23 protein-coding genes are annotated in these 22,066 nt (G+C 65.9%); 10 read left to right on the top strand and 13 right to left on the bottom strand.

Annotated features, from left to right (window positions below):
* Positions 1-22: 22 nt before the first annotated feature.
* Together BTN82_RS27830 and BTN82_RS27825 are read left to right on the top strand one after the other, a co-directional pair.
* Positions 23-910, top strand: coding sequence for a lysophospholipid acyltransferase (locus BTN82_RS27830; RefSeq protein ID WP_075122230.1), 888 nt, complete (start codon positions 23-25; stop codon positions 908-910).
* 71 nt (positions 911-981) lie between these two features.
* The gene (locus tag BTN82_RS27825) at positions 982-1,221 is read left to right on the top strand and encodes a pilus assembly protein PilZ (RefSeq protein WP_075122229.1); all 240 of its coding nucleotides are present in this window, start codon (positions 982-984) and stop codon (positions 1,219-1,221) included.
* A gap of 138 nt (positions 1,222-1,359) precedes the next feature.
* Here BTN82_RS27825 and BTN82_RS27820 read toward each other — a convergent pair whose 3' ends face one another.
* From BTN82_RS27820 to def, 5 genes are all read right to left on the bottom strand, one after another.
* On the bottom strand, positions 1,360-1,677 hold the full coding sequence (locus BTN82_RS27820) for a tetratricopeptide repeat protein (RefSeq protein ID WP_075122228.1): 318 nt from the start codon (positions 1,675-1,677) through the stop codon (positions 1,360-1,362).
* A 136-nt stretch (positions 1,678-1,813) separates the two neighbouring features.
* Positions 1,814-3,187 (bottom strand): Trk system potassium transporter TrkA, encoded by a 1,374-nt coding sequence (gene trkA, locus BTN82_RS27815; protein ID WP_075122227.1) that lies wholly within the window; start codon positions 3,185-3,187, stop codon positions 1,814-1,816.
* A gap of 24 nt (positions 3,188-3,211) precedes the next feature.
* On the bottom strand, positions 3,212-4,537 hold the full coding sequence (rsmB, locus tag BTN82_RS27810) for a 16S rRNA (cytosine(967)-C(5))-methyltransferase RsmB (protein ID WP_075122226.1): 1,326 nt from the start codon (positions 4,535-4,537) through the stop codon (positions 3,212-3,214).
* On the bottom strand, positions 4,534-5,493 hold the full coding sequence (gene fmt / locus BTN82_RS27805) for a methionyl-tRNA formyltransferase (protein ID WP_075122225.1): 960 nt from the start codon (positions 5,491-5,493) through the stop codon (positions 4,534-4,536). Before fmt ends, rsmB begins: the two co-directional genes overlap by 4 nt.
* 69 nt (positions 5,494-5,562) lie before the next feature.
* Entirely contained in the window at positions 5,563-6,069 is a 507-nt protein-coding gene (gene def / locus BTN82_RS27800) for a peptide deformylase (RefSeq protein ID WP_075122224.1), read from the bottom strand.
* A gap of 153 nt (positions 6,070-6,222) precedes the next feature.
* Between def and BTN82_RS27795 the strand changes: the two genes are divergently transcribed.
* The 3 genes from BTN82_RS27795 (at position 6,223) to BTN82_RS27785 (ending at position 9,047) form a co-directional block, all read left to right on the top strand.
* On the top strand, positions 6,223-7,248 hold the full coding sequence (locus BTN82_RS27795; RefSeq protein WP_075122223.1) for a LysM peptidoglycan-binding domain-containing protein: 1,026 nt from the start codon (positions 6,223-6,225) through the stop codon (positions 7,246-7,248).
* Between the two features lie 80 nt (positions 7,249-7,328).
* Entirely contained in the window at positions 7,329-8,435 is a 1,107-nt protein-coding gene (gene dprA / locus BTN82_RS27790; RefSeq protein WP_075122280.1) for a DNA-processing protein DprA, read from the top strand.
* 54 nt (positions 8,436-8,489) lie between these two features.
* On the top strand, positions 8,490-9,047 hold the full coding sequence (locus BTN82_RS27785; protein WP_075122222.1) for an L-threonylcarbamoyladenylate synthase: 558 nt from the start codon (positions 8,490-8,492) through the stop codon (positions 9,045-9,047).
* Positions 9,048-9,140: 93 nt separating this feature from the next.
* Here the strand turns inward: BTN82_RS27785 and BTN82_RS27780 are convergent, their stop codons facing one another.
* On the bottom strand, positions 9,141-10,118 hold the full coding sequence (locus BTN82_RS27780; protein ID WP_075122221.1) for an NADPH:quinone reductase: 978 nt from the start codon (positions 10,116-10,118) through the stop codon (positions 9,141-9,143).
* Between the two features lie 171 nt (positions 10,119-10,289).
* Here BTN82_RS27780 and hemF point away from each other — a divergent pair, with 171 nt between their 5' ends.
* Positions 10,290-11,207, top strand: a complete 918-nt coding sequence (hemF, locus tag BTN82_RS27775) for an oxygen-dependent coproporphyrinogen oxidase (protein ID WP_075122220.1) — start codon at positions 10,290-10,292, stop codon at positions 11,205-11,207.
* A 74-nt stretch (positions 11,208-11,281) separates the two neighbouring features.
* On the top strand, positions 11,282-12,103 hold the full coding sequence (aroE, locus tag BTN82_RS27770) for a shikimate dehydrogenase (RefSeq protein ID WP_075122219.1): 822 nt from the start codon (positions 11,282-11,284) through the stop codon (positions 12,101-12,103).
* 132 nt (positions 12,104-12,235) lie between these two features.
* Here the strand turns inward: aroE and BTN82_RS27765 are convergent, their stop codons facing one another.
* The 3 genes from BTN82_RS27765 to betC all read right to left on the bottom strand — a co-directional run bounded on the left by BTN82_RS27765 (position 12,236) and on the right by betC (position 16,468).
* Positions 12,236-13,804, bottom strand: a complete 1,569-nt coding sequence (locus tag BTN82_RS27765) for a SulP family inorganic anion transporter (protein ID WP_075122218.1) — start codon at positions 13,802-13,804, stop codon at positions 12,236-12,238.
* Positions 13,805-14,001: 197 nt separating this feature from the next.
* The gene (gene choX / locus BTN82_RS27760) at positions 14,002-14,934 is read right to left on the bottom strand and encodes a choline ABC transporter substrate-binding protein (RefSeq protein WP_075122217.1); all 933 of its coding nucleotides are present in this window, start codon (positions 14,932-14,934) and stop codon (positions 14,002-14,004) included.
* Between the two features lie 19 nt (positions 14,935-14,953).
* Positions 14,954-16,468 carry a choline-sulfatase gene (betC, locus tag BTN82_RS27755; RefSeq protein ID WP_075122216.1) on the bottom strand — a complete coding sequence of 505 codons (1,515 nt, stop codon included), beginning with the start codon at positions 16,466-16,468 and terminating at the stop codon, positions 14,954-14,956.
* 114 nt (positions 16,469-16,582) lie between these two features.
* Here betC and BTN82_RS27750 point away from each other — a divergent pair, with 114 nt between their 5' ends.
* Together BTN82_RS27750 and BTN82_RS27745 are read left to right on the top strand one after the other, a co-directional pair.
* Entirely contained in the window at positions 16,583-17,533 is a 951-nt protein-coding gene (locus BTN82_RS27750; protein WP_075122215.1) for a choline sulfate utilization transcriptional regulator, read from the top strand.
* 97 nt (positions 17,534-17,630) lie between these two features.
* Complete coding sequence (locus BTN82_RS27745; protein WP_075122214.1) at positions 17,631-17,957, top strand: DOPA 4,5-dioxygenase family protein; 327 nt, start codon at positions 17,631-17,633, stop codon at positions 17,955-17,957.
* A gap of 144 nt (positions 17,958-18,101) precedes the next feature.
* Here BTN82_RS27745 and BTN82_RS27740 read toward each other — a convergent pair whose 3' ends face one another.
* From BTN82_RS27740 to trpB, 3 genes are all read right to left on the bottom strand, one after another.
* Entirely contained in the window at positions 18,102-18,557 is a 456-nt protein-coding gene (locus BTN82_RS27740) for an anti-virulence regulator CigR family protein (RefSeq protein WP_075122213.1), read from the bottom strand.
* A 120-nt stretch (positions 18,558-18,677) separates the two neighbouring features.
* Complete coding sequence (gene trpA, locus BTN82_RS27735) at positions 18,678-19,490, bottom strand: tryptophan synthase subunit alpha (RefSeq protein WP_075122212.1); 813 nt, start codon at positions 19,488-19,490, stop codon at positions 18,678-18,680.
* Positions 19,490-20,725, bottom strand: a complete 1,236-nt coding sequence (gene trpB, locus BTN82_RS27730; RefSeq protein WP_075122211.1) for a tryptophan synthase subunit beta — start codon at positions 20,723-20,725, stop codon at positions 19,490-19,492. The genes trpA and trpB overlap by 1 nt, the downstream gene beginning before the upstream one ends.
* 119 nt (positions 20,726-20,844) lie before the next feature.
* Between trpB and BTN82_RS27725 the strand changes: the two genes are divergently transcribed.
* Entirely contained in the window at positions 20,845-21,738 is an 894-nt protein-coding gene (locus tag BTN82_RS27725; protein WP_075122210.1) for a LysR family transcriptional regulator, read from the top strand.
* Here BTN82_RS27725 and BTN82_RS27720 read toward each other — a convergent pair.
* On the bottom strand, positions 21,735-22,061 hold the full coding sequence (locus tag BTN82_RS27720) for a YqjD family protein (protein WP_075122209.1): 327 nt from the start codon (positions 22,059-22,061) through the stop codon (positions 21,735-21,737). The genes BTN82_RS27725 and BTN82_RS27720 overlap by 4 nt on opposite strands.
* Positions 22,062-22,066: the final 5 nt, after the last annotated feature.

Raw genomic sequence — 22,066 nt, 5'->3', positions numbered from 1 at the left:
ACCCGGATATCAGGAGTCACCTGTGGAAAAGTTTAAAGGCGCCCTGCTGGTGGGCGCTCTGCGATTGTTCGCCCTGCTGCCCTGGCGCGCGGTGCAGGCGGTCGGTTCGGCCATCGGCTGGATCATGTGGAAGACCCCCAACCGCTCCCGCGACGTGGTGCGGATCAACCTGGCCAAATGCTTTCCGCAGATGGACGCCGCCGAACGCGAGCGTTTGGTGGGGCAGAGCCTGAAAGACATCGGCAAGTCGCTGACCGAAAGCGCCTGCGCCTGGATCTGGCCGGCCGAGCGCTCGATCGCCCTGGTGCGGGAAGTCGAGGGCCTGGAGGTGCTCAAGGAAGCCCTGGCCTCGGGCAAGGGCGTGGTCGGCATCACCAGCCACCTGGGCAACTGGGAAGTGCTCAACCACTTCTATTGCAGCCAGTGCAAACCGATCATTTTCTACCGTCCGCCGAAGCTCAAGGCGGTGGACGAGCTGCTGCGCAAACAGCGAGTCCAGCTGGGCAACCGGGTGGCGGCCTCGACCAAGGAAGGCATCCTCAGCGTCATCAAGGAAGTGCGCAAAGGCGGTGCGGTGGGTATTCCCGCCGACCCGGAACCGGCCGAATCCGCGGGGATCTTCGTGCCCTTCTTCGCCACCAAGGCGCTGACCAGCAAGTTCGTGCCGAACATGCTCGCCGGCGGCAAGGCGGTCGGGGTGTTCCTGCATGCCCTGCGCCTGCCCGACGGTTCCGGCTACAAAGTGATCCTGGAAGCCGCGCCGGAAGCGATGTACAGCACCGATACCGAGACGTCCTGCGCGGCGATGAGCCAGGTGGTCGAGCGCTATGTGGGGGCGTATCCGAGCCAGTACATGTGGAGCATGAAGCGTTTCAAGAAACGTCCGCCCGGCGAAGAACGCTGGTACTGACCCGTCTGGCACGATCTGTGGATAACCTTGGGCCCAAGGTTATCCACAAAGGCTGAAGCAGAGCACAGCATATGCCCGATTCGCGCAAATCCCTGAGGATCAAGATCCAGCACGAAAGCTTCGGCGAGTGTCTGGGGCAGACGCGCAACCTGTCGGCCAGCGGGGTCTACGTCCAGCACCCGGTGCTGGCGGCGTTGCCCAAGGGCGCGGTGGTCTATGGCCAGGTGCAAGGCCTGCCGATGACCGCGCCGCGAGTGAAGATGGAGGTGGTGCTGGTGGATGCCGAGGGGATTGGCCTGCGTTACCTGTGAAACCGTGCGGTGCGCTGGGCGCCTGCCTGTAGCCGCTGCCAAAGGCTGCGATCGGCTCCGCAGGAGACGTGCTCTTGAAGCCCTTGGAAGGCCCTTCGGGCCTTATCGCAGCCTGCGGCAGCGGCTACAGGGAATGCCTTAACCTTGAGCCTGGCGCCCGAGCTTCTTGAGAAACACCGTCATCTCTTTTTCCGCCTGCTTGTCGCCATGCCCGCGGGCCGCTTCCAGGCCCTGCTCCCAGGCGCCGCGCGCCGCCGGGTAATCCTCCAGCCCCAGCCAGGCCTTGCCCAGCAGCTTCCACGCCGCCGAGTACTTCGGGTCGAACGCGACGCAACGTTGCAGGTGCTCGGCGGCCTTGGCGTATTCGTGCAGATCCAGATAACCCTTGCCCAGGCCGAAGCGCAGCAGCGAGTTATCCACACCCTTGGCGAGCATTTTTTCCAGGGATTCGAGCATGAGCGGGTTCCTTCGGTGGTGATGTGGCGTGTTCGAGAGAGCTATCGCGAGCAAGCTCGCTCCTACAAGTACGGTGCAATCCTTGTAGGAGCGAGCTTGCTCGCGATTGGCCGGCCCCGGCAACGCAGGCCCGGGATCAGAAGAAACTCAATCCCACGTGGAACAACTTCTCCACATCGCGGATATGTTTTTTATCCACAAGGAACAGGATCACGTGGTCGCCGGCTTCGATCACCGTGTCGTCGTGGGCGATCAGCACTTCCTCGTCGCGGATGATCGCGCCGATGGTGGTGCCCGGCGGCAGCACGATGTTTTCGATGGCGCGGCCGATGACCTTGCTCGACTTCGCGTCGCCATGGGCAATCGCCTCGATGGCTTCCGCCGCACCGCGCCGCAGCGAGTGCACGCTGACGATATCGCCGCGGCGCACGTGGGCCAGCAGGGTGCCGATGGTGGCCAGTTGCGGGCTGATGGCGATATCGATGTCGCCGCCCTGGATCAGATCGACATAGGCCGGGTTGTTGATGATGGTCATCACCTTTTTCGCCCCCAGGCGCTTGGCCAGGAGCGAAGACATGATGTTGGCCTCGTCGTCGTTGGTCAGGGCCAGGAAGATGTCGGCGTCGGCGATGTTTTCTTCCAGCAGCAGGTCGCGGTCCGAGGCGCTGCCCTGCAAGACCACGGTGCTGTCCAGGGTGTCCGAGAGGTAACGGCAGCGCGCCGGGTTCATCTCGATGATCTTGACCTGGTAGCGGCTTTCGATGGCCTCGGCCAGGCGTTCGCCGATTTGTCCGCCGCCGGCGATGACAATGCGCTTGTACGACTCGTCGAGGCGGCGCATCTCGCTCATCACTGCGCGGATATGGGCCTTGGCGGCGATGAAGAACACTTCGTCGTCGGCTTCGATCACCGTATCGCCCTTGGGCATGATCGCTCGGTCGCGCCGGAAGATCGCCGCGACGCGGGTATCGCCGTTGGGCATGTGTTCGCGCAGCTGGCGCAGTTGCTGGCCCACCAGCGGCCCGCCGTAATAGGCCTTGACCGCCACCAGTTGGGCCTTGCCCTCGGCGAAGTCGATCACCTGCAGGGCACCGGGGTGTTCGATCAGGCGCTTGATGTAGTGGGTCACCACTTGCTCGGGGCTGATCAGCACGTCGACCGGAATCGCGTCGTTGTCGAACAGCCCAGCGCGGGTCAGGTAGGCCGCTTCGCGCACGCGGGCGATCTTGGTCGGGGTGTGGAACAGGGTGTGGGCGACCTGGCAGGCGACCATGTTGGTTTCGTCGCTGTTGGTCACCGCGACCAGCATGTCGGCGTCGTCGGCGCCGGCCTGGCGCAGCACCGTCGGGAACGAAGCACGGCCCTGGACGGTGCGGATGTCCAGGCGGTCGCCGAGGTCGCGCAGGCGTTCGCCGTCGGTGTCGACCACCGTGATGTCGTTGGCTTCGCTGGCCAGATGCTCCGCCAGGGTACCGCCCACCTGCCCTGCTCCGAGGATGATGATTTTCATCCGCTCACTCCCTTAAAACCTTTCTTAACCGCGCGCGGCGGCGATCTTGATCAGCTTGGCGTAATAGAACCCGTCGTGGCCGCCCTCTTGCGCCAGCAGCTGGCGCCCGTGGGGCTGCTTCAGGCCGGCCGCAGGCTGACCCAGTTGCCCGGCGATGTCCAGTTCGCGAGCGCCCGGGGTGCGTCCCAGGAACGCTGCGATGACCTCGGTGTTTTCAGTCGGCAGGGTCGAGCAGGTGGCGTACAGCAGGATGCCGCCGACCTCCAGGGTCGACCACATGGCGTCCAACAGTTCGCCTTGCAGGGTGGCCAGGGCGACGATGTCGTCGGGCTGACGGGTGAGCTTGATGTCCGGGTGGCGGCGGATTACCCCGGTGGCCGAACACGGCGCGTCCAGCAGGATGCGCTGGAACGGCTTGCCGTCCCACCAGGTGGCGGTGTCGCGGCCGTCGGCGGCGATCAGCTCGGCGTCCAGCCCCAGGCGGTCGAGGTTTTCCCGCACCCGCACCAGGCGCTTGGCTTCCAGGTCCACCGCCACCACGCCGGCCAGCGCAGGCTCGACTTCGAGGATGTGGCAGGTCTTGCCGCCGGGCGCGCAGCAGGCATCCAGCACCCGCTGCCCGGGCGCCAGCTCCAGCAGCTCGGCGGAAAGTTGCGCGGCTTCGTCCTGCACGCTGATCCAGCCTTCGGCGAAGCCCGGCAGGCTGCGCACATCGGCGGCCTCGTCGAGCACGATGCCGTCCTGGCTGTAGACGCAGGCCTTGGCCGCCACGCCGGCGTCGGCCAGCAGTGCCAGGTAGGCGTCCCGGGTGTGGTGACGGCGGTTGACCCGCAGGATCATCGGCGGGTGGGCATTGTTGGCGGCGCAGATGGCTTCCCACTGTTCGGGCCAGAACGCCTTGAGGGATTTTTGCAGCCAGCGCGGATGGGCGGTGCGTACCACCGGATCGCGCTCCAGTTCGGCCAGTAGCGCTTCGCTCTCGCGCTGGGCGCGGCGCAGCACGGCGTTGATCAGGGCCTTGGCCCAGGGCTTTTTCAGCTTGTCGGCGCAGCCCACGGTTTCGCCGATGGCGGCGTGGGCCGGGACACGGGTGTAGAGCAACTGATAGAGGCCCACCAGCAGCAGGGCCTCGACGTCGGCGTCGGCGGCCTTGAACTGTTTCTGCAACAGCTTGGCCGCCAGCGCCGCCAGCCGTGGCTGCCAGCGCGCGGTGCCGAAGGCCAGGTCCTGGGTGAGGCCGCGATCGCGCGCGTCGACCTTGTCCAGCTGGGTCGGCAGCGAGCTGTTGAGCGAGGCTTTGCCGTTGAGGACCGAGGTCAGGGCCTTGGCGGCGGCCAGACGCGGGTTCATTGGGCGTCCGCCGCTTGGCCGAGCACGCTGCCGATGGCGAACTTCTCGCGACGGCTATTGAACAGGTCGCTGAAGTTCAGCGCCTTGCCGCCGGGCAGTTGCAGACGGGTCAGGCACAGCGCCTGTTCGCCACAGGCAACCAGCAGGCCGTCCTTGCTGGCGCCGAGGATGGTCCCCGGTACGCCCCGGCCTTCGCCAAGGCTGGCGGCCAGCACCTTCAGGGCTTCGCCGTTCAGGCTGCTGTGGCAGATCGGCCAGGGGTTGAAGGCCCGCACCAGGCGTTCCAGTTCCACCGCCGGACGGTTCCAGTCGATCCGCGCTTCGTCCTTGTTCAGCTTGTGGGCGTAGGTGGCCAGGCTGTCGTCTTGCACTTCGCCTTGCAGCGTCCCGGCGGCGAGGCCAGCGATGGCCTGCACCACGGCCGGTGGGCCCATCTCGGCGAGACGGTCATGCAGGCTGCCGCCGGTGTCGTCGGCGCTGATCGGGGTGCTGACCTTGAGCAGCATCGGCCCGGTGTCCAGGCCGGCTTCCATACGCATCACGGTCACGCCGCTTTGCGCGTCGCCGGCTTCCACGGCGCGCTGGATCGGCGCCGCCCCGCGCCAGCGCGGCAGCAGCGACGCATGGCTGTTGATGCAGCCCAGGCGGGGGATATCCAGCACCGCCTGCGGCAGGATCAGGCCGTAGGCGACCACCACCATCAGGTCCGGCTTGAGGGCCGCCAGTTCGGCCTGGGCCTCGGGATTGCGCAGGGTCGGCGGTTGCAGCACCGGGATGGCGTGTTCCAGCGCCAGCTGCTTGACCGGGCTCGGCATCAGCTTTTGCCCGCGCCCGGCCGGCCGGTCCGGCTGGGTGTAGACCGCGACGATCTCGTAGGGGCTGGCGAGCAGGGCCTTGAGGTGTTCGGCGGCAAATTCCGGGGTGCCGGCAAAGACGATGCGCAGTGGCTCAGTCATGGGGAATTCTCGGTAGTCATACGCGGAAAAGAAAAAGGCTTGCCGCTGCAAGCCTTTGGAAGAAGAGGATCAAGCCTGCTGGCGATGCTGCTTTTCCAGTTTCTTCTTGATCCGGTCGCGTTTGAGCGTGGACAGGTAATCGACGAACAATTTGCCGTTCAGGTGGTCGCATTCGTGCTGGATGCACACCGCGAGCAGGCCCTCGGCAATCAGCTCGTAAGGCTTGCCGTCACGGTCCAGGGCCTTGATTTTCACGCGTTGCGGGCGATCGACGTTTTCGTAGAAGCCCGGCACCGACAGGCAGCCTTCCTGATACTGGCCCATTTCGTCGGTCAGCGGTTCGAACTCGGGGTTGATGAAAACCCGCGGCTCGCTGCGGTCTTCGGACAGGTCCATGACCACGATGCGCTTGTGCACGTTGACCTGGGTAGCGGCCAGGCCGATGCCGGGCGCCTCATACATTGTTTCAAACATGTCGTCGACCAACTGACGCACTTCGTCGTCCACTACGGCCACTGGTTTGGCGATAGTGCGCAGGCGCGAGTCGGGGAATTCGAGGATGTTTAAAATGGCCATAAGCGTAATTGCTGCACGTGTGAAGTGAGTTCGGAGTCGGAGGCCTTGCGGGTTGTGGACCGGGCAACCGTTGTAAAACGTGCTCGGTCAGGAGCAGTGAGCCCGCGGGCTCTGGCGTTTCACGCGAACGCACATGATAAAGGGATTCACCGCATGAGGAAATCACTACTCGCCTTGCTGCTCATGGGCTGGGCCGGTATCGGCCAGGCCCAGGTGCCGCTCCGGGAGGACCATCCACAGCGCTACACGGTGGTGGCGGGCGATACCCTGTGGAGCATCGCCAGCCGCTTTTTGCGCGATCCCTGGCAATGGCCGGCGCTCTGGCAGGCCAATTCCAATGTTGCCGACCCCTCGCGGATCTACCCCGGCGATTCCCTGGCGCTGGTGCGGGTCGCCGGCGAACCGCGCCTGACCCTGGAGCGCGGCGCCTCGCACGGCACCCTCAAGCTGTCGCCGCAGGTGCGTCGCACGCCGCTGGCCGAGGCGATCCCGAGCATTCCATTGCAGGCCATCGACAGTTTCCTGCTGGGCAACCGCATCCTCGAAGGGGCCGACGCGTTCGCCAGCGCGCCCTACGTCGTCGCCGGCGATGCCGAGCGGGTGCTCAGCGGGACTGGCGACCGGATCTTCGCCCGCGGCCGCTTCGACCCGGAACGACCCGCCTACGGCATCTTCCGCCAGGGCAAGACGTATACCGACCCACAGAGCGGCGAGCTGCTGGGGATCAACGCCGACGAGATCGGCGGCGGCGAGGTGGTTGCGGTCGAAGGCGATATCGCCACCCTGCGATTGCAGCGCACCACCCAGGAAGTGCGCCTGGGCGACCGCTTGTTCGGTGGCGAGCCGCGGGCGGTCAACGCCACCTTCGCCCCGAGCCCGCCGAGTCAGGCGGTGGACGGCTTGATCATCGACGTACCGCGGGGCGTCACCCAGATCGGCGCGCTGGATGTGGTGACGCTGAACAAGGGACGGCGCGATGGCCTCGTCGAAGGCAATGTGCTGGCGGTGATGAAAACCGGCGAAACCGTGCGCGACCGGGTGGCCGGCGGTTCGCTGAAAATGCCGGACGAACGCGCCGGTCTGCTGATGGTTTTCCGTACGTACGACAAGCTCAGCTACGGCCTGGTGCTCAATGCTTCGCACTCCCTGGCGGTGCTGGACAAAGTACGCAACCCGTAAAACCCTCAACAAGTTACCAACAGAGTTATCCACAGCTTGTCCCGGTCGCCACTGGGCTTATGAAGATCAAGGACGATCCCATGTCACTGCCTGCCCGGGCTCCGGTTTCCCCCGCGGAACTGGAAGCCCGTCTACGTTTGCAGCGCTTACCGGAGCTGGGGCCGAAGCGCTTCTTGGTCCTGCTCGAAGCGTTCGGTTCGGCCTCCCGGGCCCTCAGTGCGCCGGCCAGTGCCTGGCGTGCCTTGGGCTTGCCCGCGATCGCGGCCGAGTCGCGCCGCAATACCCTGGTTCGCGACGGCGCCAGCCATGCCCTGGCCTGGCTGACGCGCCCGGGCCAGCATTTACTGATGTGGGACCAGCCCGACTACCCGGCGCTGCTGCGTGAAATCGCCGACGCGCCGCCGCTGCTGTTTGTCGCCGGCGACCCGCGGATCCTGGAAAAACCGCAACTGGCAGTGGTCGGCAGCCGCCGTGCTTCGCGGCCCGGCATGGACACCGCCGCGGCGTTTTCCCGCAGCCTGGCCGCGGCCGGTTTTGTCATCACCAGCGGCCTGGCGCTGGGTATCGATGGCGCGGCGCACCAGGCCGCGCTGGACGTCGGCGGGCAAACCGTGGGCGTGTTGGGCACTGGCCTGGAAAATTTTTATCCACAGCGCAACCGGCGGCTGGCCGAGGCAATGATTGCCCAGGGCAGCGCGGTGGTTTCCGAGTTTCCGCTGGAGACCGGCGCCCACCCCAGTCACTTTCCCCGGCGCAACCGGATCATCAGCGGCCTGTCCCTCGGTGTGCTGGTGGTGGAGGCCAGTGTCGCCAGCGGTTCGCTGATCACCGCCCGGCTGGCCGCCGAGCAAGGCCGTGAGGTGTACGCGATTCCGGGGTCGATCCATCACCCCGGGGCCCGGGGTTGCCACCAGTTGATTCGCGATGGCGCGGTGCTGGTGGAAACCATCGAACATATCCTCGAAGCCCTGCGGGGCTGGCAACGGCTGCCGTTATCCACAGCTCCGTCCCCGGTCGCACCCGTTCATCCGTTGCTGGCGCTGTTGCATGCCGCGCCGCAGACCAGCGAGGAGTTGGTTGGTGCCAGCGGCTGGGGGCTCGCCAAAGTGCTGGCGGCGCTCACCGAACTGGAGCTGGAAGGCTGCGCGGTCAGCGAAGGCGGCCGCTGGTTTGCGAGGCTGAGCTAGGTTTTATAAGCAAGATCGGTAAACTGCGCACAGCCTTAATCCGGAGAGTCAGCAATGGTCAGCAGTTGGCGTGTGCAACAAGCCGCACGAGAAATTCGCGCAGGGGCGGTGATTGCCTATCCAACCGAAGCGGTCTGGGGGCTGGGGTGCGACCCGTGGAACGAAGAGGCGGTGGATCGCTTGCTGGCCATCAAGTCGCGGTCTGTGGATAAAGGCCTGATCCTGATCGCCGACAACATCCGCCAGTTCGACTTCCTGTTCGAGGACTTCCCCCAGGAATGGCTCGACCGCATGGCCAGCACCTGGCCGGGGCCGAATACCTGGCTGGTGCCCCATCAGGACCTGTTGCCGGAGTGGGTCACCGGGGTCCACGACACCGTGGCGCTGCGGGTCAGCGATCATCCGCAGGTGCGTGAGTTGTGCGCGTTGGTGGGGCCGCTGATTTCCACCTCGGCCAACCCCCAGGGCCGCCCTGCCGCTCGTACGCGGATTCGGGTCGAGCAGTATTTCCGCGGGGATCTGGACATGGTCCTGGGCGGCAGCCTGGGCGGGCGCAAGAACCCGAGCCTGATCCGCGACCTGGCGACCGGCAAGATCGTTCGTCCGGCCTGATACCTCCCGTCACGGTGTAGGAGCGAGCTTGCTCGCGATAGATCCAGCGCGTTGCCTGGATCGCCAGCAAGCGGGCTCCTACAGCGATAGCCGTTACGGCAACAGGATGGTCGACCCCGTGGTGCGTCGCGCCGCCAGTTCGGTCTGCGCCGTCGCCGCGTCCGCCAGCGGATAGCGCCGGCCGATCTCGATCTTCAGCTTGCCGCTGGCGACCATGGCGAACAGGTCGTCGGCCATGGCCTGCAGGTTTTCGGCATTGTTGGCGTAGGCCGCCATGGACGGGCGCGTCACGTACAGCGAGCCCTTGGCCGCCAGGATCCCCAGGTTGACTCCGTCCACCGCGCCCGAGGCATTGCCGAAGCTGACCATCAGGCCCCGCGGTTGCAGGCAGTCCAGGGACGTCAGCCAGGTGTCCTTGCCCACGCCGTCGTAGACCACCGGGCATTTCTTGCCGTCGGTCAGTTCCAGCACGCGCTTGGCCACGTCTTCATGGCTGTAGTCGATGGTTTCCCAGGCACCGAGGGATTTGGCCAGGGCGGCCTTTTCCGGCGAACTGACGGTACCGATCAGTTTCACGCCCAGGGCCTTGGCCCATTGGCAGGCGATCAGCCCGACGCCGCCGGCCGCGGCGTGGAACAGCACGGTTTCGCCGCCCTTGAGCACATAGGTCTGGCGCAGCAGGTACTGCACGGTCAGGCCCTTGAGCATCATCCCGGCGGCTTGTTCGAAGCCGATGCTGTCGGGCAGGTGCACCAGGTTGTCGGCGGGCAGTACATGCACATCGCTGTAGGCGCCCAGCGGGCCGCTGCCGTAGGCCACGCGGTCGCCGACCTTGAAGCGGGTCACGGCGCTGCCCACGGCCTCGACCACCCCGGCACCCTCGGCGCCCAGGCCGGACGGCAAGGCCGGCGGCGCATAGAGGCCGCTGCGGAAATAGGTGTCGATGAAGTTCAGGCCGATGGCCTTGTTGCTGACGCGGACCTGTTGCGGGCCCGGCTCGGCGGGTTGGTAGTCCACATATTCGAGCACTTCGGGGCCGCCATGGGCTCGGAACTGGATACGCTTGGCCATCTGCACTGCTCTCCTCAGGTCATGTCGCGAAAGTGCCTTATCGGACTCCTATGCTTGACCGTCGTCAACTGCGACCGGCCCCCGCGCAGTGTTATGCTACGCGCCCGTTTGCGCAGGCCCCCTGGCTGCACCCCTGGCGCCGCGTAGCTTTGCCCGATTCAAGGTGATGCCATGACAACCCGCACCGAGGCCGTAAAAGCCTACCTGCTCGACCTGCAAGATCGCATTTGCGCCGCCCTGGAAGCCGAAGACGGCGGGACGCGCTTCGTCGAAGACGCCTGGACCCGGCCAGCTGGCGGTGGTGGGCGTACCCGGGTGATTGCCGACGGCACCGTGATCGAGAAAGGCGGCGTCAACTTTTCCCATGTGTTCGGCAGCGGCCTGCCGCCGTCCGCCAGCGCCCACCGGCCCGAGCTGGCCGGCCGTGGTTTCGAGGCGCTGGGGGTGTCGCTGGTGATCCATCCGCACAACCCCCATGTGCCGACGTCCCACGCCAACGTGCGGTTCTTCATCGCCGAAAAAGCCGGCGAGGAGCCGGTCTGGTGGTTCGGCGGCGGCTTCGACCTGACCCCCTACTACGGCAACGTCGAGGACTGCGTGCACTGGCACCGAGTTGCGGAAAAGGCCTGCGCGCCCTTCGGCCCGGACGTCTACCCGCGCTACAAGGCCTGGTGCGACAGCTACTTCCACCTCAAGCACCGCAACGAGCCGCGCGGCATCGGCGGCCTGTTCTTCGACGACCTCAACGAGTGGGACTTCGACACCAGCTTCGCCTTCATGCGCGCCATCGGCGATGCCTACATCGAGGCCTACCTGCCGATCGTCCAGCGCCGCAAGGCCCAGGCCTATACCGAGAAGCAGCGCGAGTTCCAGGAATACCGCCGCGGCCGCTACGTCGAGTTCAACCTGGTCTACGACCGCGGCACCCTGTTCGGCCTGCAATCGGGCGGGCGTACCGAGTCGATCCTCATGTCCCTGCCGCCGCAGGTGCGCTGGGGCTACGACTGGAAAGCCGAGCCGGGCAGCGAAGAAGCGCGCCTGACCGAATATTTCCTGCAGGACCGCGACTGGCTGGCAGGCTCGGCCTGATCTGGAAGAAAGACGCCCCCTATCGCCAGCAAGCTGGCGCCTACAGGGGGAGGTGTGTGCATGAGGGTTGATAGATGGATCAGTACGTCGTTTTTGGTAATCCGATCGGCCACAGCAAGTCGCCGCTGATTCATCGGCTGTTTGCCGAACAGACCGCGCAACAGCTGGCCTACACCACCCTGCTGGCGCCCCTCGACGATTTCGTCGGTTGCGCCCGCGACTTCTTTGTCGAAGGGCGTGGCGCCAACGTCACCGTGCCGTTCAAGGAAGACGCCTATCGCCTGGCCGACAGCCTGACCGCCCGCGCCCAGCGCGCTGGCGCGGTGAACACCTTGAGCAAACTCGCCGACGGTAGCCTGCTGGGCGACAACACCGACGGCGCCGGCCTGGTGCGCGACCTGATGGTCAACGCCGGCTTCGGCCTCAAGGGCAAGCGCATCCTGCTGCTGGGGGCCGGCGGCGCGGTGCGCGGCGCGCTGGAACCGTTGCTGGCGGAGCAGCCGGCATCGGTGATCGTCGCCAACCGCACGGTGGAAAAGGCCGAGCTGCTGGCCGAGCTGTTCGACGATCTGGGCCCCGTGTCCGCCAGCGGTTTCGACTGGTTGCGCGAGCCGGTGGACCTGATCATCAATGCCACTTCGGCCAGCCTCACCGGCGACGTGCCGCCGATTGCCGCCAGCCTGATCGAGCCGGGCAAGACCCTCTGCTACGACATGATGTACGGCAAGGAGCCGACGGTCTTCTGCCGTTGGGCCAGCGAGCACGGCGCGGCGATGGCCATCGACGGCCTGGGCATGCTCGCCGAACAGGCGGCGGAAGCCTTCTTCCTGTGGCGCGGCGTGCGCCCGGACACCGCCCCGGTGCTGGCCGAACTGCGGCGCCAGCTGGCGGTCTGACGCCGCATCTCTTCCCCTGTAGGAGCGAGCTTGCTCGCGATAAACGTCAACGATGATGCGGTGTGGTTGATATACCGCCGCTTCGCGGCTATCGCGAGCAAGCTCGCTCCTACAAGGGATATGCGGCGCGGCTCAATCCTCAAAGCGGATCGGGCAGTGCTCCGCGCCGTCGAGTTTCCTCAACTCCTCGACCACCGACGCCCGTGCGCGGCGCAGGGTCAGGCTGCGGTTCTGGCGCAGCAGGCGGCGCGCTTCCTGGTGCAGCATGGCGACCCCGGAATAGTCGATGAAGTTGATCTGCCGGGCGTCGATCACCAGGCGCGGGGCGTGGCAGCGCTGCATGCGTACTTGCAGGTAATGGCTGGCGCCGAAAAAGATCGAGCCGCCGACCCGCAGGATATCCTCGTCGCCTTCGCGGCCATGCTGCACCCGCGGTTGCGAGGTGCGCTTGAGGTAGAAGAACAGCGACGCCAGGACCCCGGCGTAGATCGCCGTCTGCAACTCCAGCAGCAAAGTGGCGACGCAGGTCAGGCTCATTACCACGAACTCGGCGCGGCTCACGCGAAACAGCGCGCGAATGCCGCGGTGGTCCACCAGGCCCCAGCAGATCAGCAAAATGCTCCCGGCCATGGCCGGGATCGGGATATGGGCGATCAGCGCCGCGCCGGCCACCGCGAACAAGGCCACCCACAGCGCCGAGAACACCCCTGCCAGGGGCGAACAGGCGCCGGCCTCGTAGCTCAGGCCGGAACGGGTGAAGGAGCCGGACGACAGGTAACCGGAGAAGAACGCGCCGACGATGTTCGACAGGCCCTGGGCGCGTACTTCCTGGTTGGCGTCAAGCAGCTGTTCGGAGCGCGCCGACAGCGAGCGGGCGATCGACAGGCTGGTCACCAGCCCCAGCATGCCCACGGCCACCGCGCTGGGCAGCAAGCGCAGGATCATGTCCAGGTCCAGAGGCAGCGGGCTGAACGGCGGCAGCCGGCCGGTGAAGGCGCTGACCAGCTGCACATGGCCGAACATCGCCGGCCACAGCCATACCACCAGCGCGCTGAGGACCAGGGTGAGCAGCAGCGAGGGCCAGCGTGGCACCAGCAGTTTCAGGGCCACGCCGACCAGCAGCGTGCCCAGGCCCAGGATCAATGAGGGGTTATCCACCGCGTCGAGATGGGCGATCAACGAGGTCAGGCTGTTCAGCGCCGTGGCTTCGCTCGGCAAGTCCAGGCCCAGCAGGTTGGGCAACTGCCCGAGGGCGATCACCACCGCGGCGCCGAGGGTGAAACCGAGCACCACCGAATGCGAGACGAAGTTCACCAACGCGCCGAAACGCAGCAGCCCCAGCAACCACTGGAAGATCCCGGCGAGCAGGGTCAGCAGCAGGATCAGGGTGATGTAGTCCTGGGACCCGGGCACTGCCAGGGGGCTGACGCTGGCGTAGAGGACGATGGAAATCGCCGCGGTCGGGCCGCAGATCAGGTGCCAGGAAGAACCCCACAGGCAGGCGATCAGCACCGGGACGATGGCGGCGTACAAGCCGTATTCCGGCGGCAGGCCGGCGATCAGCGCATAGGCGATCGATTGCGGCAACGCGAGGATGGCGCCGCTCAGGCCCACCAGCAGGTCGCGCCCCACGCTGGCGCGGGTCTGCCGCGGCAGCCAGCTCAGAAAGGGCAGGAGTGAACGGCGATTGGGCCAGGCCATGGGTCCTCGCGGATGGGCGGGTTCGAGGCGTCAGGGTAAAGCATTGCCGGAAGGCTTGCGCCATTCCGGCAGGGTTCCTGTAGGAGCGAAGCTTGCTCGCGATGCGGGCGACACGCTCCTTCAGGAGGAACGCGTGCGCAGGTTTTTGCGGCTACTGCGTAGCCGATCGCGGGCAAGCCTCGCTCCTACAGTGGGCGTTACAGCTTGGCTTTCACCGCGGCCAGCGCATCCTGGCCATCGACGGTCTTGACCCCGTCCAGCCATTTGTCGAGCACGGCCGGGTTGGCCTTGATCCAGGCCTTGGCCGCATCCAAGTTGCTGACTTTCTTGTTCGCCACCTCGGCCATGATGCTGTTCTCCATGTCCTGGGTGAAGCTCAGGTTGGTCAGCAGCTTGCCGACGTTCGGGCAGGCCTGGGCGTAACCCTTGCGGGTCAGGGTGTAGACGCTGCCGGTGTCGCCGAAGTACTTCTCGCCGCCCTTGAGGTAGCGCATTTTCAGCTGCACGTTCATTGGGTGCGGGGTCCAGCCGAGGAAGACCACGAACTTCTGCCGTTTCACCGCCCGCGAGACTTCCGCGAGCATCGCCTGCTCGCTGGACTCGATCAGCTTCCACTGGCCGAGGTCGAAGTCGTTCTTCTTGATGATCTCCTGCAACGACAGGTTGGCCGGGGCCCCGGAGCCGATGCCGTAGAGTTTCTTGTCGAACTTGTCCGCGTGTTGGTTCAGGTCGGCGAAGTCATGCACACCGGCGTCCCAGACGTAGTCCGGCACCGCCAGGGTGAACTCGGTGCCTTCCAGGTTCTTCGCCAGCTGGGTGACGTCGCCGTTGGCCACGAACTTGTCGTAGAAGCCTTGCTGCGCCGGCATCCAGTTGCCGAGGAACACATCCACCTGGCCGTCCTTCAGCCCGCCGAAGGTGATCGGCACCGCCAGGGTGTCGACCTTGGCCTTGTAGCCCATGCCGTCCAGCAGGAAACCGGCGATGGCATTGGTGGCGGCGATATCGCTCCAGCCCGGATCGGCCATCTTCACGGTCTCGCAACCCTGCTCGGCCGAGGCCAGGACCGCGAATGAAACGCTGCCCAGCGCCAGGAGCGTGGCGGCGACGGTTGTGGATAACTTCTGCATGCTCTCTTCCCCTTACGTTTTATTGGTTTTGGCAGGGTTGTGGATAACGAGCCTTGCGCTCCAGGTCGTCGAGGTCGATGTGGTTGCGCATGTATTGCGCACTGGCGTCGACCAGCGGCTGGTGGTCCCAGCTCTTGAGTGTGCCCAGGCTCAGCGCGCCTGCGACGAAGCGACGGCGGCGCTGGCTGGCGAGTACCTGTCGGTGAATCTGCGGAATATCCCATTTGGCCCGGGCTTCGCGAAGAAAGTCCTCGAACAGCTGGCGATGGTGTGGCGATTGGCTGAGTTCTTCCTGCTCGCGCGGATCGTTGGCCACGTCGAACAGCAGGCACGGATCGTCTTCGCTGTAGATGAATTTGTAGGGGCCGCGGCGAATCATCATCAGCGGACCGATGGTGCCTTCGGCCATGTACTCGCCGAAGACTTCGTCATGGCCGCCCTGCCCTTGCAGGTGCGGCACCAGGGAGCGGCCATCCAGCGGCAGGCCCGCTTCCAGCTGGCCGCCAGCCAGTTCCACCAGGGTCGGCAGCAGGTCGGCGGTGGAGACCGCCTTGGCCACGCGGCCGGCCGCGAACTGCCCCGGGGCGCTGATCAGCAGCGGCACCCGCGCGGCCATCTCGAACCAGTGCATTTTGTACCAGAGGCCACGCTCGCCGAGCATGTCGCCATGGTCGCCGGAGAAGACAATGAGGGTGTCGTCGAGCAGCCCGGTTTCCTCCAGGGTTTCCAGGAGTTTGCCGACGTTGCTGTCGATATAGCTGCACGCGCCGAAATAGGCGCGCCGCGCGTCGCGGATCTTGTCCGCGGGCAGCGGCTTGCCCCACAGGTCGTAGACCTTGAGCAGACGCTGGGAGTGCGGGTCGAGCTCGGCCTGGGGTGGGGTCTGCGGCAACGGGATGTCCTCGTCGCGGTACAGGTTCCAGAAGGCCTTGGGAATGGTGTACGGGTCGTGCGGGTGGGTCATCGACACGGTCAGGCAGAACGGCCGGTCGCCGTCTTCGCGCACATGGTCGAACAGGTACTGGCGGGCCTTGAACACCACCTCTTCGTCGAAATCCAGCTGGTTGGTCCGCACGCACGGCCCGGCCTGCAGCACCGAGGACATGTTGTGGTACCAGCTGGGGCGCACATCCGGCTCGTCCCAATTCACCGCCCAGCCATAGTCGGCCGGGTAGATATCGCTGGTCAGGCGCTCTTCGTAGCCGTGCAACTGGTCGGGGCCGCAGAAGTGCATCTTGCCCGACAGCGCGGTGCGGTAGCCCAGGCGGCGCAGGTAGTGGGCGTAGGTGGGGACGTCGGCGGGAAAGTCCGCGGCGTTGTCGTAGGCGCCGATCTTGCTCGGCAGCTGGCCACTGACCAGGGTGAAACGCGAAGGCGCGCACAGCGGGCTGTTGCAGTAGGCGGCATCGAATACCATTCCCTCGGCGGCGAGGCGGCTCAGGTGCGGCAGCTTGATCGGCGACGGGCCGTAGAACGGCAACATTGGCGCGGCCATCTGATCGGCCATGATGAAAAGAATGTTCTTGCGCTTCATGTCTTCGCGGCATTCCATAGTGGGCAGTTATGCGAAAGTGCTGCAATCGAGCATGTAACCCACGGCTTTTACGGTAAAGCCCCTGTACGGCAATGACTAGGATAAGCACAGCTTATGTATGAAGCGCTTGGCGACCTGTCCCTGGACCTGTTCCGCGTATTCGAGGCGGCGGCGCGCCAGCGCAGCTTTACCGCCGCGGCGGTGGAACTGGGCACCACCCAGCCGGCCATCAGCCAGCAGATCAAACGCCTGGAGGAACAGCTCGGCACCCGACTGTTCGACCGTATCTACCGCGGCATCGAGCTGACCGAGGCCGGCAGCCTGTTGTTCGAGCAGGTGCAGGTCGGCTTGCAGAGCATCGACAGCGGCCTGAGCGCCATCACCGCCCAGCACCAGCACGAGGTGTTGCAGGTGGCCACCGACTTCGCTTTCGCCGCTTATTGGCTGATGCCGCGCCTGCACCGTTTCCACGCCGCCAACCCGCAGGTGGATGTGAGCCTGGTCACCAGCGAGCGTAGTCACAACATGCTGCGCAGCGATATCGACATCGCGGTGCTGTTCGGCGACGGGCGTTTCCGGCAGGGCGAAAGCCATTGGCTGTTCAGCGAGGAAGTGTTTCCGGTTTGCAGCCCGCTGCTGCTCAAGGAGCGGCCGCTGCCCCTGCCGGTCCCTACCTTGCTGGAGTTTCCGCTGCTGCACCTGCGGGGCGAAAGTAGCAGCCACTGGTTCGACTGGAGCGGCGTGTTCCGCGAGCTGGGTATCGCCACCCCGCCGGCGCCGGGGCCACTGCGTTTCGACAATTACACCCTGCTGATCCAGGCGGCGATCGGCGGCCAGGGCGTGGCGATCGGCTGGCGCCACCTGGTGGATAACCTGCTGGCGCAAGGCCTGCTGTGCCGGCCGATCAATGAAACGGTGATTTCCCGCTACGGCTATTACGTGGTCCTGCCCCAGCGCAAACGCCGCGGACCGCTGATCCAGAGGTTCTTCGACTGGCTGATGACGGAACAAGCCGACAGCGCGCAATCCCTGGCCGGGCTGGCCTTGCCGTCGATTGCCGTCTGAGGCCGGCATTTTTCATGGGCCGGCCGGTTTCTTTACACTGGCTGGCAGATGACCCTTGGGCTGTCGCCAGGGTTCGACTTTGTCATGAGGGTTTTCCATGCAACGTATCAAGGGCTACCACGCCCACGTCTATTTCGACGCCGGCACCATCGACCAGGCACGGGCCTTGTGCGAGCAGGCGGCGCAGTTGTTTCCCTTGAAAATGGGGCGGGTGCACGAGCGGCCGGTCGGCCCGCACCCCGACTGGAGTTGCCAGCTGGCGTTCGAGCCGCAGTACCTGGGCGTAGTGCTGCCGTGGCTGGCGCTCAATCGCAATGGGTTGGTGGTGTTTCTGCACCCGGATACCGGCGACGACCTGAAGGACCACACCGAGCACGCGGTGTGGATGGGGGCGATCAGGCCGCTGGATCTGTCGATTTTCTAAGTAGGAGGCCTCTGAAAAAACCTTTCGCGAGCAAGCTCGCTCCTACCGCGATGAGGGTGTTTTCGCGAGGTATTGCCACGCAATCCCCCCTGTAGGAGCGAGCTTGCTCGCGAGGGCGTCCTCCCAGGCGCCATCAACAGCCGATCAATACAGCACGCCGTCGAGAATCTGGTAGACGATCCCCGTGCCTACCGCGATCAGCACGATATCGGCTCCCGTGCGCCGCCATTCATAGCCCTGGTAGTACGGCAGGTGTGCCAGCGCGCGGTTGTCCAGGCGTTCGCCGTAGTAACCGCGCGGCAGCGGTTGGCCGCGGACCAGTTGGATGCCGCGGGGCGGCGGCGCGCCGCGCACGAAGTAGGCGCGATTGTCGCGAATGGTCTGGCGCACCGGGCCGAAATCCTGGGGCGGGCCGCCCCGCCGGTCGGCCTGGGGGCCGCGATGCTCGTCGCCACGGTTGTCCCCGCGGTTGTCGTAGCGACCCTGTTGCGGGCCGCCACGATCGCGGTCGTCGCGCGGGTCCGCTACCGCATGCAGCAACGGGGTGGCGCTGAGCATCAGCACGCCGAGGCCGGCAATCAGGCGTTTGGGCATTTTCATCGGGTCTTCCTCAGAGCACGAACAACAAAAAGGGGCCCGGAACCTGGTTCCGAGCCCCTGGGTCTTGCTGGTTAGTCTGTGGATCCCGAGGCTAATTCCTCTGTATCAGGATCTTTACCCTCAGCTGACGCGGGCTTGACGCACGCCCTCGGCCAGCGACGCGCAGAGGCTCAGCACACCGTCCACCGCCTGCTCCGGGCTGGCGGCATTGGCGATCTGGTCGATCAGCGCCGAGCCCACCACCACACCGTCGGCGAGGCGCGCGATGGCCGCGGCCTGCTCCGGGGTACGGATGCCGAAACCGATGCTGATCGGCAGGTCGGTATGGCGCCGCAGGCGGGTCACCGCCTCTTCCACGTGCTCCAGGGTGGCGGAGCCGGCGCCGGTCACGCCGGCCACCGATACGTAGTAGACGAAGCCCGAACTGCCGTTCAGTACTTTCGGCAGGCGCGCGTCGTCGGTGGTCGGCGTGGTCAGGCGGATGAAATCGATGCCGGCGGCCTGGGACGGGTCGCACAGCTCGGCGTTGTGCTCGGGCGGGATGTCCACCACGATCAAGCCGTCGACCCCGGCTTCCTTGGCCTCGGCGATAAAGCGCGGCACGCCGTAGTGGTGGATCGGGTTGAAGTAGCCCATCAGCACCAGCGGCGTGTCGTGGTTGCCGGCGCGGAACTCGCGAACCATCTGCAGGGTTTTCGCCAGGTTCTGCTTCGCCGCCAGGGCACGGATGTTGGCCAGCTGGATCGCCGGGCCGTCGGCCATCGGGTCGGTGAAGGGCATGCCCAGCTCGATCACGTCGGCGCCGGTCGCCGGCAAGCCCTTGAGGATCGCCAGGGAGGCGTCGTAGCCGGGGTCGCCGGCGGTGACGAAGGTCACCAGGGCGGCGCGGTTCTGTTGCTTGAGTTCGGCAAAACGCGTTTGCAGGCGGCTCATCAGTGTTTCTCCTGCTGGGCTGGCTCGTGTTGAGAGTGTTCCATGTGGTGCATCACGGTCTGCATGTCTTTGTCGCCGCGGCCCGAGAGGTTGACCACCATCAGGTGATCCTTGGGCAGGTTCGGCGCGCGCTTGAACACTTCGGCCAGGGCGTGGGCGCTTTCCAGGGCCGGGATGATGCCCTCCAGGCGGCAGCACTGGTGGAACGCGGCCAGGGCTTCATCGTCGGTCACCGAGGTGTATTCGACCCGGCCGATATCGTGCAACCAGGCGTGTTCAGGGCCGATGCCGGGGTAGTCGAGGCCGGCGGAAATTGAGTGGGCGTCGATGATCTGGCCGTCGTCGTCCTGCAGCAGGAAGGTGCGGTTGCCGTGCAGCACGCCGGGCAGGCCGCCGTTCAGGCTGGCCGCGTGCTTGCCGGTCTCGATACCGTAGCCGGCCGCTTCGACGCCGATGATCTGCACGCTCTGGTCGTCGAGGAACGGATGGAACAGGCCCATGGCGTTGGAGCCGCCGCCGATGCACGCCACCAGGCTGTCCGGCAGGCGGCCTTCCTGGGCGTGCAGCTGTTCGCGGGTTTCCTTGCCGATCACCGCCTGGAAGTCGCGAACCATCGCCGGGTAAGGGTGCGGACCGGCCACGGTGCCGATCAGGTAGAAGGTGCTGTCGACGTTGGTCACCCAGTCGCGCAGGGCTTCGTTCATCGCGTCCTTCAGGGTGCCGGTGCCGGCGACCACCGGGATCACCTCGGCGCCCAGCAGCTTCATGCGGAATACGTTGGCCTGCTGGCGCTCGATGTCGGTGGTGCCCATGTAGATCACGCAGTCCAGGCCGAAGCGCGCGGCCACGGTGGCGGTGGCCACGCCGTGCATACCGGCGCCGGTCTCGGCGATGATGCGTTTCTTGCCCATGCGCCGGGCCAGGAGGATCTGGCCGATGCAGTTGTTGATCTTGTGCGCGCCGGTGTGGTTCAGCTCTTCGCGCTTGAGGTAGATCTTGGCGCCGCCGCAGTGTTCGGTCAGGCGCTCGGCGAAGTACAGCGGGCTTGGACGGCCGACGTAATCGCGCTGGAAGTAGGCCAGCTCCTTGAGGAATTCCGGATCTTCCTTGGCTTTCTCGTATTCGCGGGCCAGGTCGAGGATCAGCGGCATCAGGGTTTCTGCCACATAACGGCCGCCGAACGCGCCGAACAGGCCGTTGTCGTCAGGACCGTTGCGCAGGTTGGTCTGGGTCATTGGGGCGCTCCCGGTAATGGGTCAAAAGGGGAAAGACAATGGCGTTCACTCTACCCCTGACGCCCGGGGCTGAAAACCGATAAGATCGCCGCAACCTGTCAGGAAAACTCACCTATCCCATGAGCCGCGACCTGCCCCCGTTGAACGCCCTCCGGGCCTTCGAAGCCACCGCCCGCCTGAACAGTGTCAGCCAGGCCGCCGAACAGCTGCACGTTACCCACGGCGCGGTCAGCCGGCAGTTGAAGCTGCTCGAGGAGCATCTGGGGCTGAGCCTGTTCGTCAAGGAAGGCCGCGGCCTGAAACTCACAGATGCCGGGGTGCGCCTGCGCGATGCCAGCAGCGATGCGTTCGAGCGCCTGCGCACGGTCTGCGCCGAACTGACCCAGAGCACCGCCGACGCGCCGTTCGTGCTCGGCTGTTCCGGCAGCCTGCTGGCGCGCTGGTTCATCCCGCGCCTGGGGCGGCTGAATGCCGACCTGCCGGACTTGCGCCTGCACCTGTCGGCCGGCGAAGGCGATCTTGATCCGCGCCGGCCGGGGCTGGACGCCCTGCTGGTGTTTGCCGAGCCGCCGTGGCCGGTCGACATGCAGGTCTACGAGTTGGCCAGCGAACGTATCGGCCCGGTGCTCAGCCCGCGCTACGGTCGTTACGAACAGCTGCGCGAAGCCCCGGCCAGCGCGCTGCTCGGCGAGGCGTTGCTGCAGACCACGTCGCGCCCGCAGGCCTGGCCCAGCTGGGCACGGCAAAACGGCATCGACGCCGGGGCGTTGAAGTTCGGGCAGGGTTTCGAGCATTTGTATTACTTGCTGGAGGCCGCGGTGGCCGGGCTGGGCGTGGCGATCGCGCCGCAGCCGCTGGTGGCCGAGGACCTGCGCGCCGGACGCCTGGTTGCCCCGTGGGGCTTCTGCGAAACCCCGGGGCAACTGGCGTTGTGGCTACCCAAGCGCGCCGCGGACGGGCGCGCCCGGCAGTTGGCGCAGTGGCTCAGCAACGAGCTGCGCCAGAGCGCTTAATGACCGCGCTTGCACAGCAGGTAAGCGGCCAGCAGGCCCAACGCGCCGACCGCCACGCCGGCCGTCGTCCAGGGGTGCTGCTGGGCGTAATCGCGGGTGGCGATCCCGGTTTCACGGGTTTTCACTTTGACTTCTTCGTAGGCGTCGCTGAGCAGGCTGCGCGAATGTTTCAGCGCGCTCTCGGCGTTGCTTTTCAGCGCCTTGAGGGTTTTGCGCGACTCGTCCGACGCGTCGTCCTTCAGGCTTTCCAGCGACTTGAGCAGACTTTCGATCTCGGCTTCCATGCTTTCCAATGAGGCTTTGCGTAGCGAGGTGTTGGCCATGGTGG

The sequence above is a fragment of the Pseudomonas chlororaphis genome, assembly GCF_001921865.1.
In the GTDB taxonomy this organism is placed as follows: Bacteria; Pseudomonadota; Gammaproteobacteria; order Pseudomonadales; family Pseudomonadaceae; genus Aquipseudomonas; species Aquipseudomonas chlororaphis_D.
Note: the sequence above shows the minus strand (reverse complement) of the source record. Positions and strands in the feature narration are given on the sequence as shown.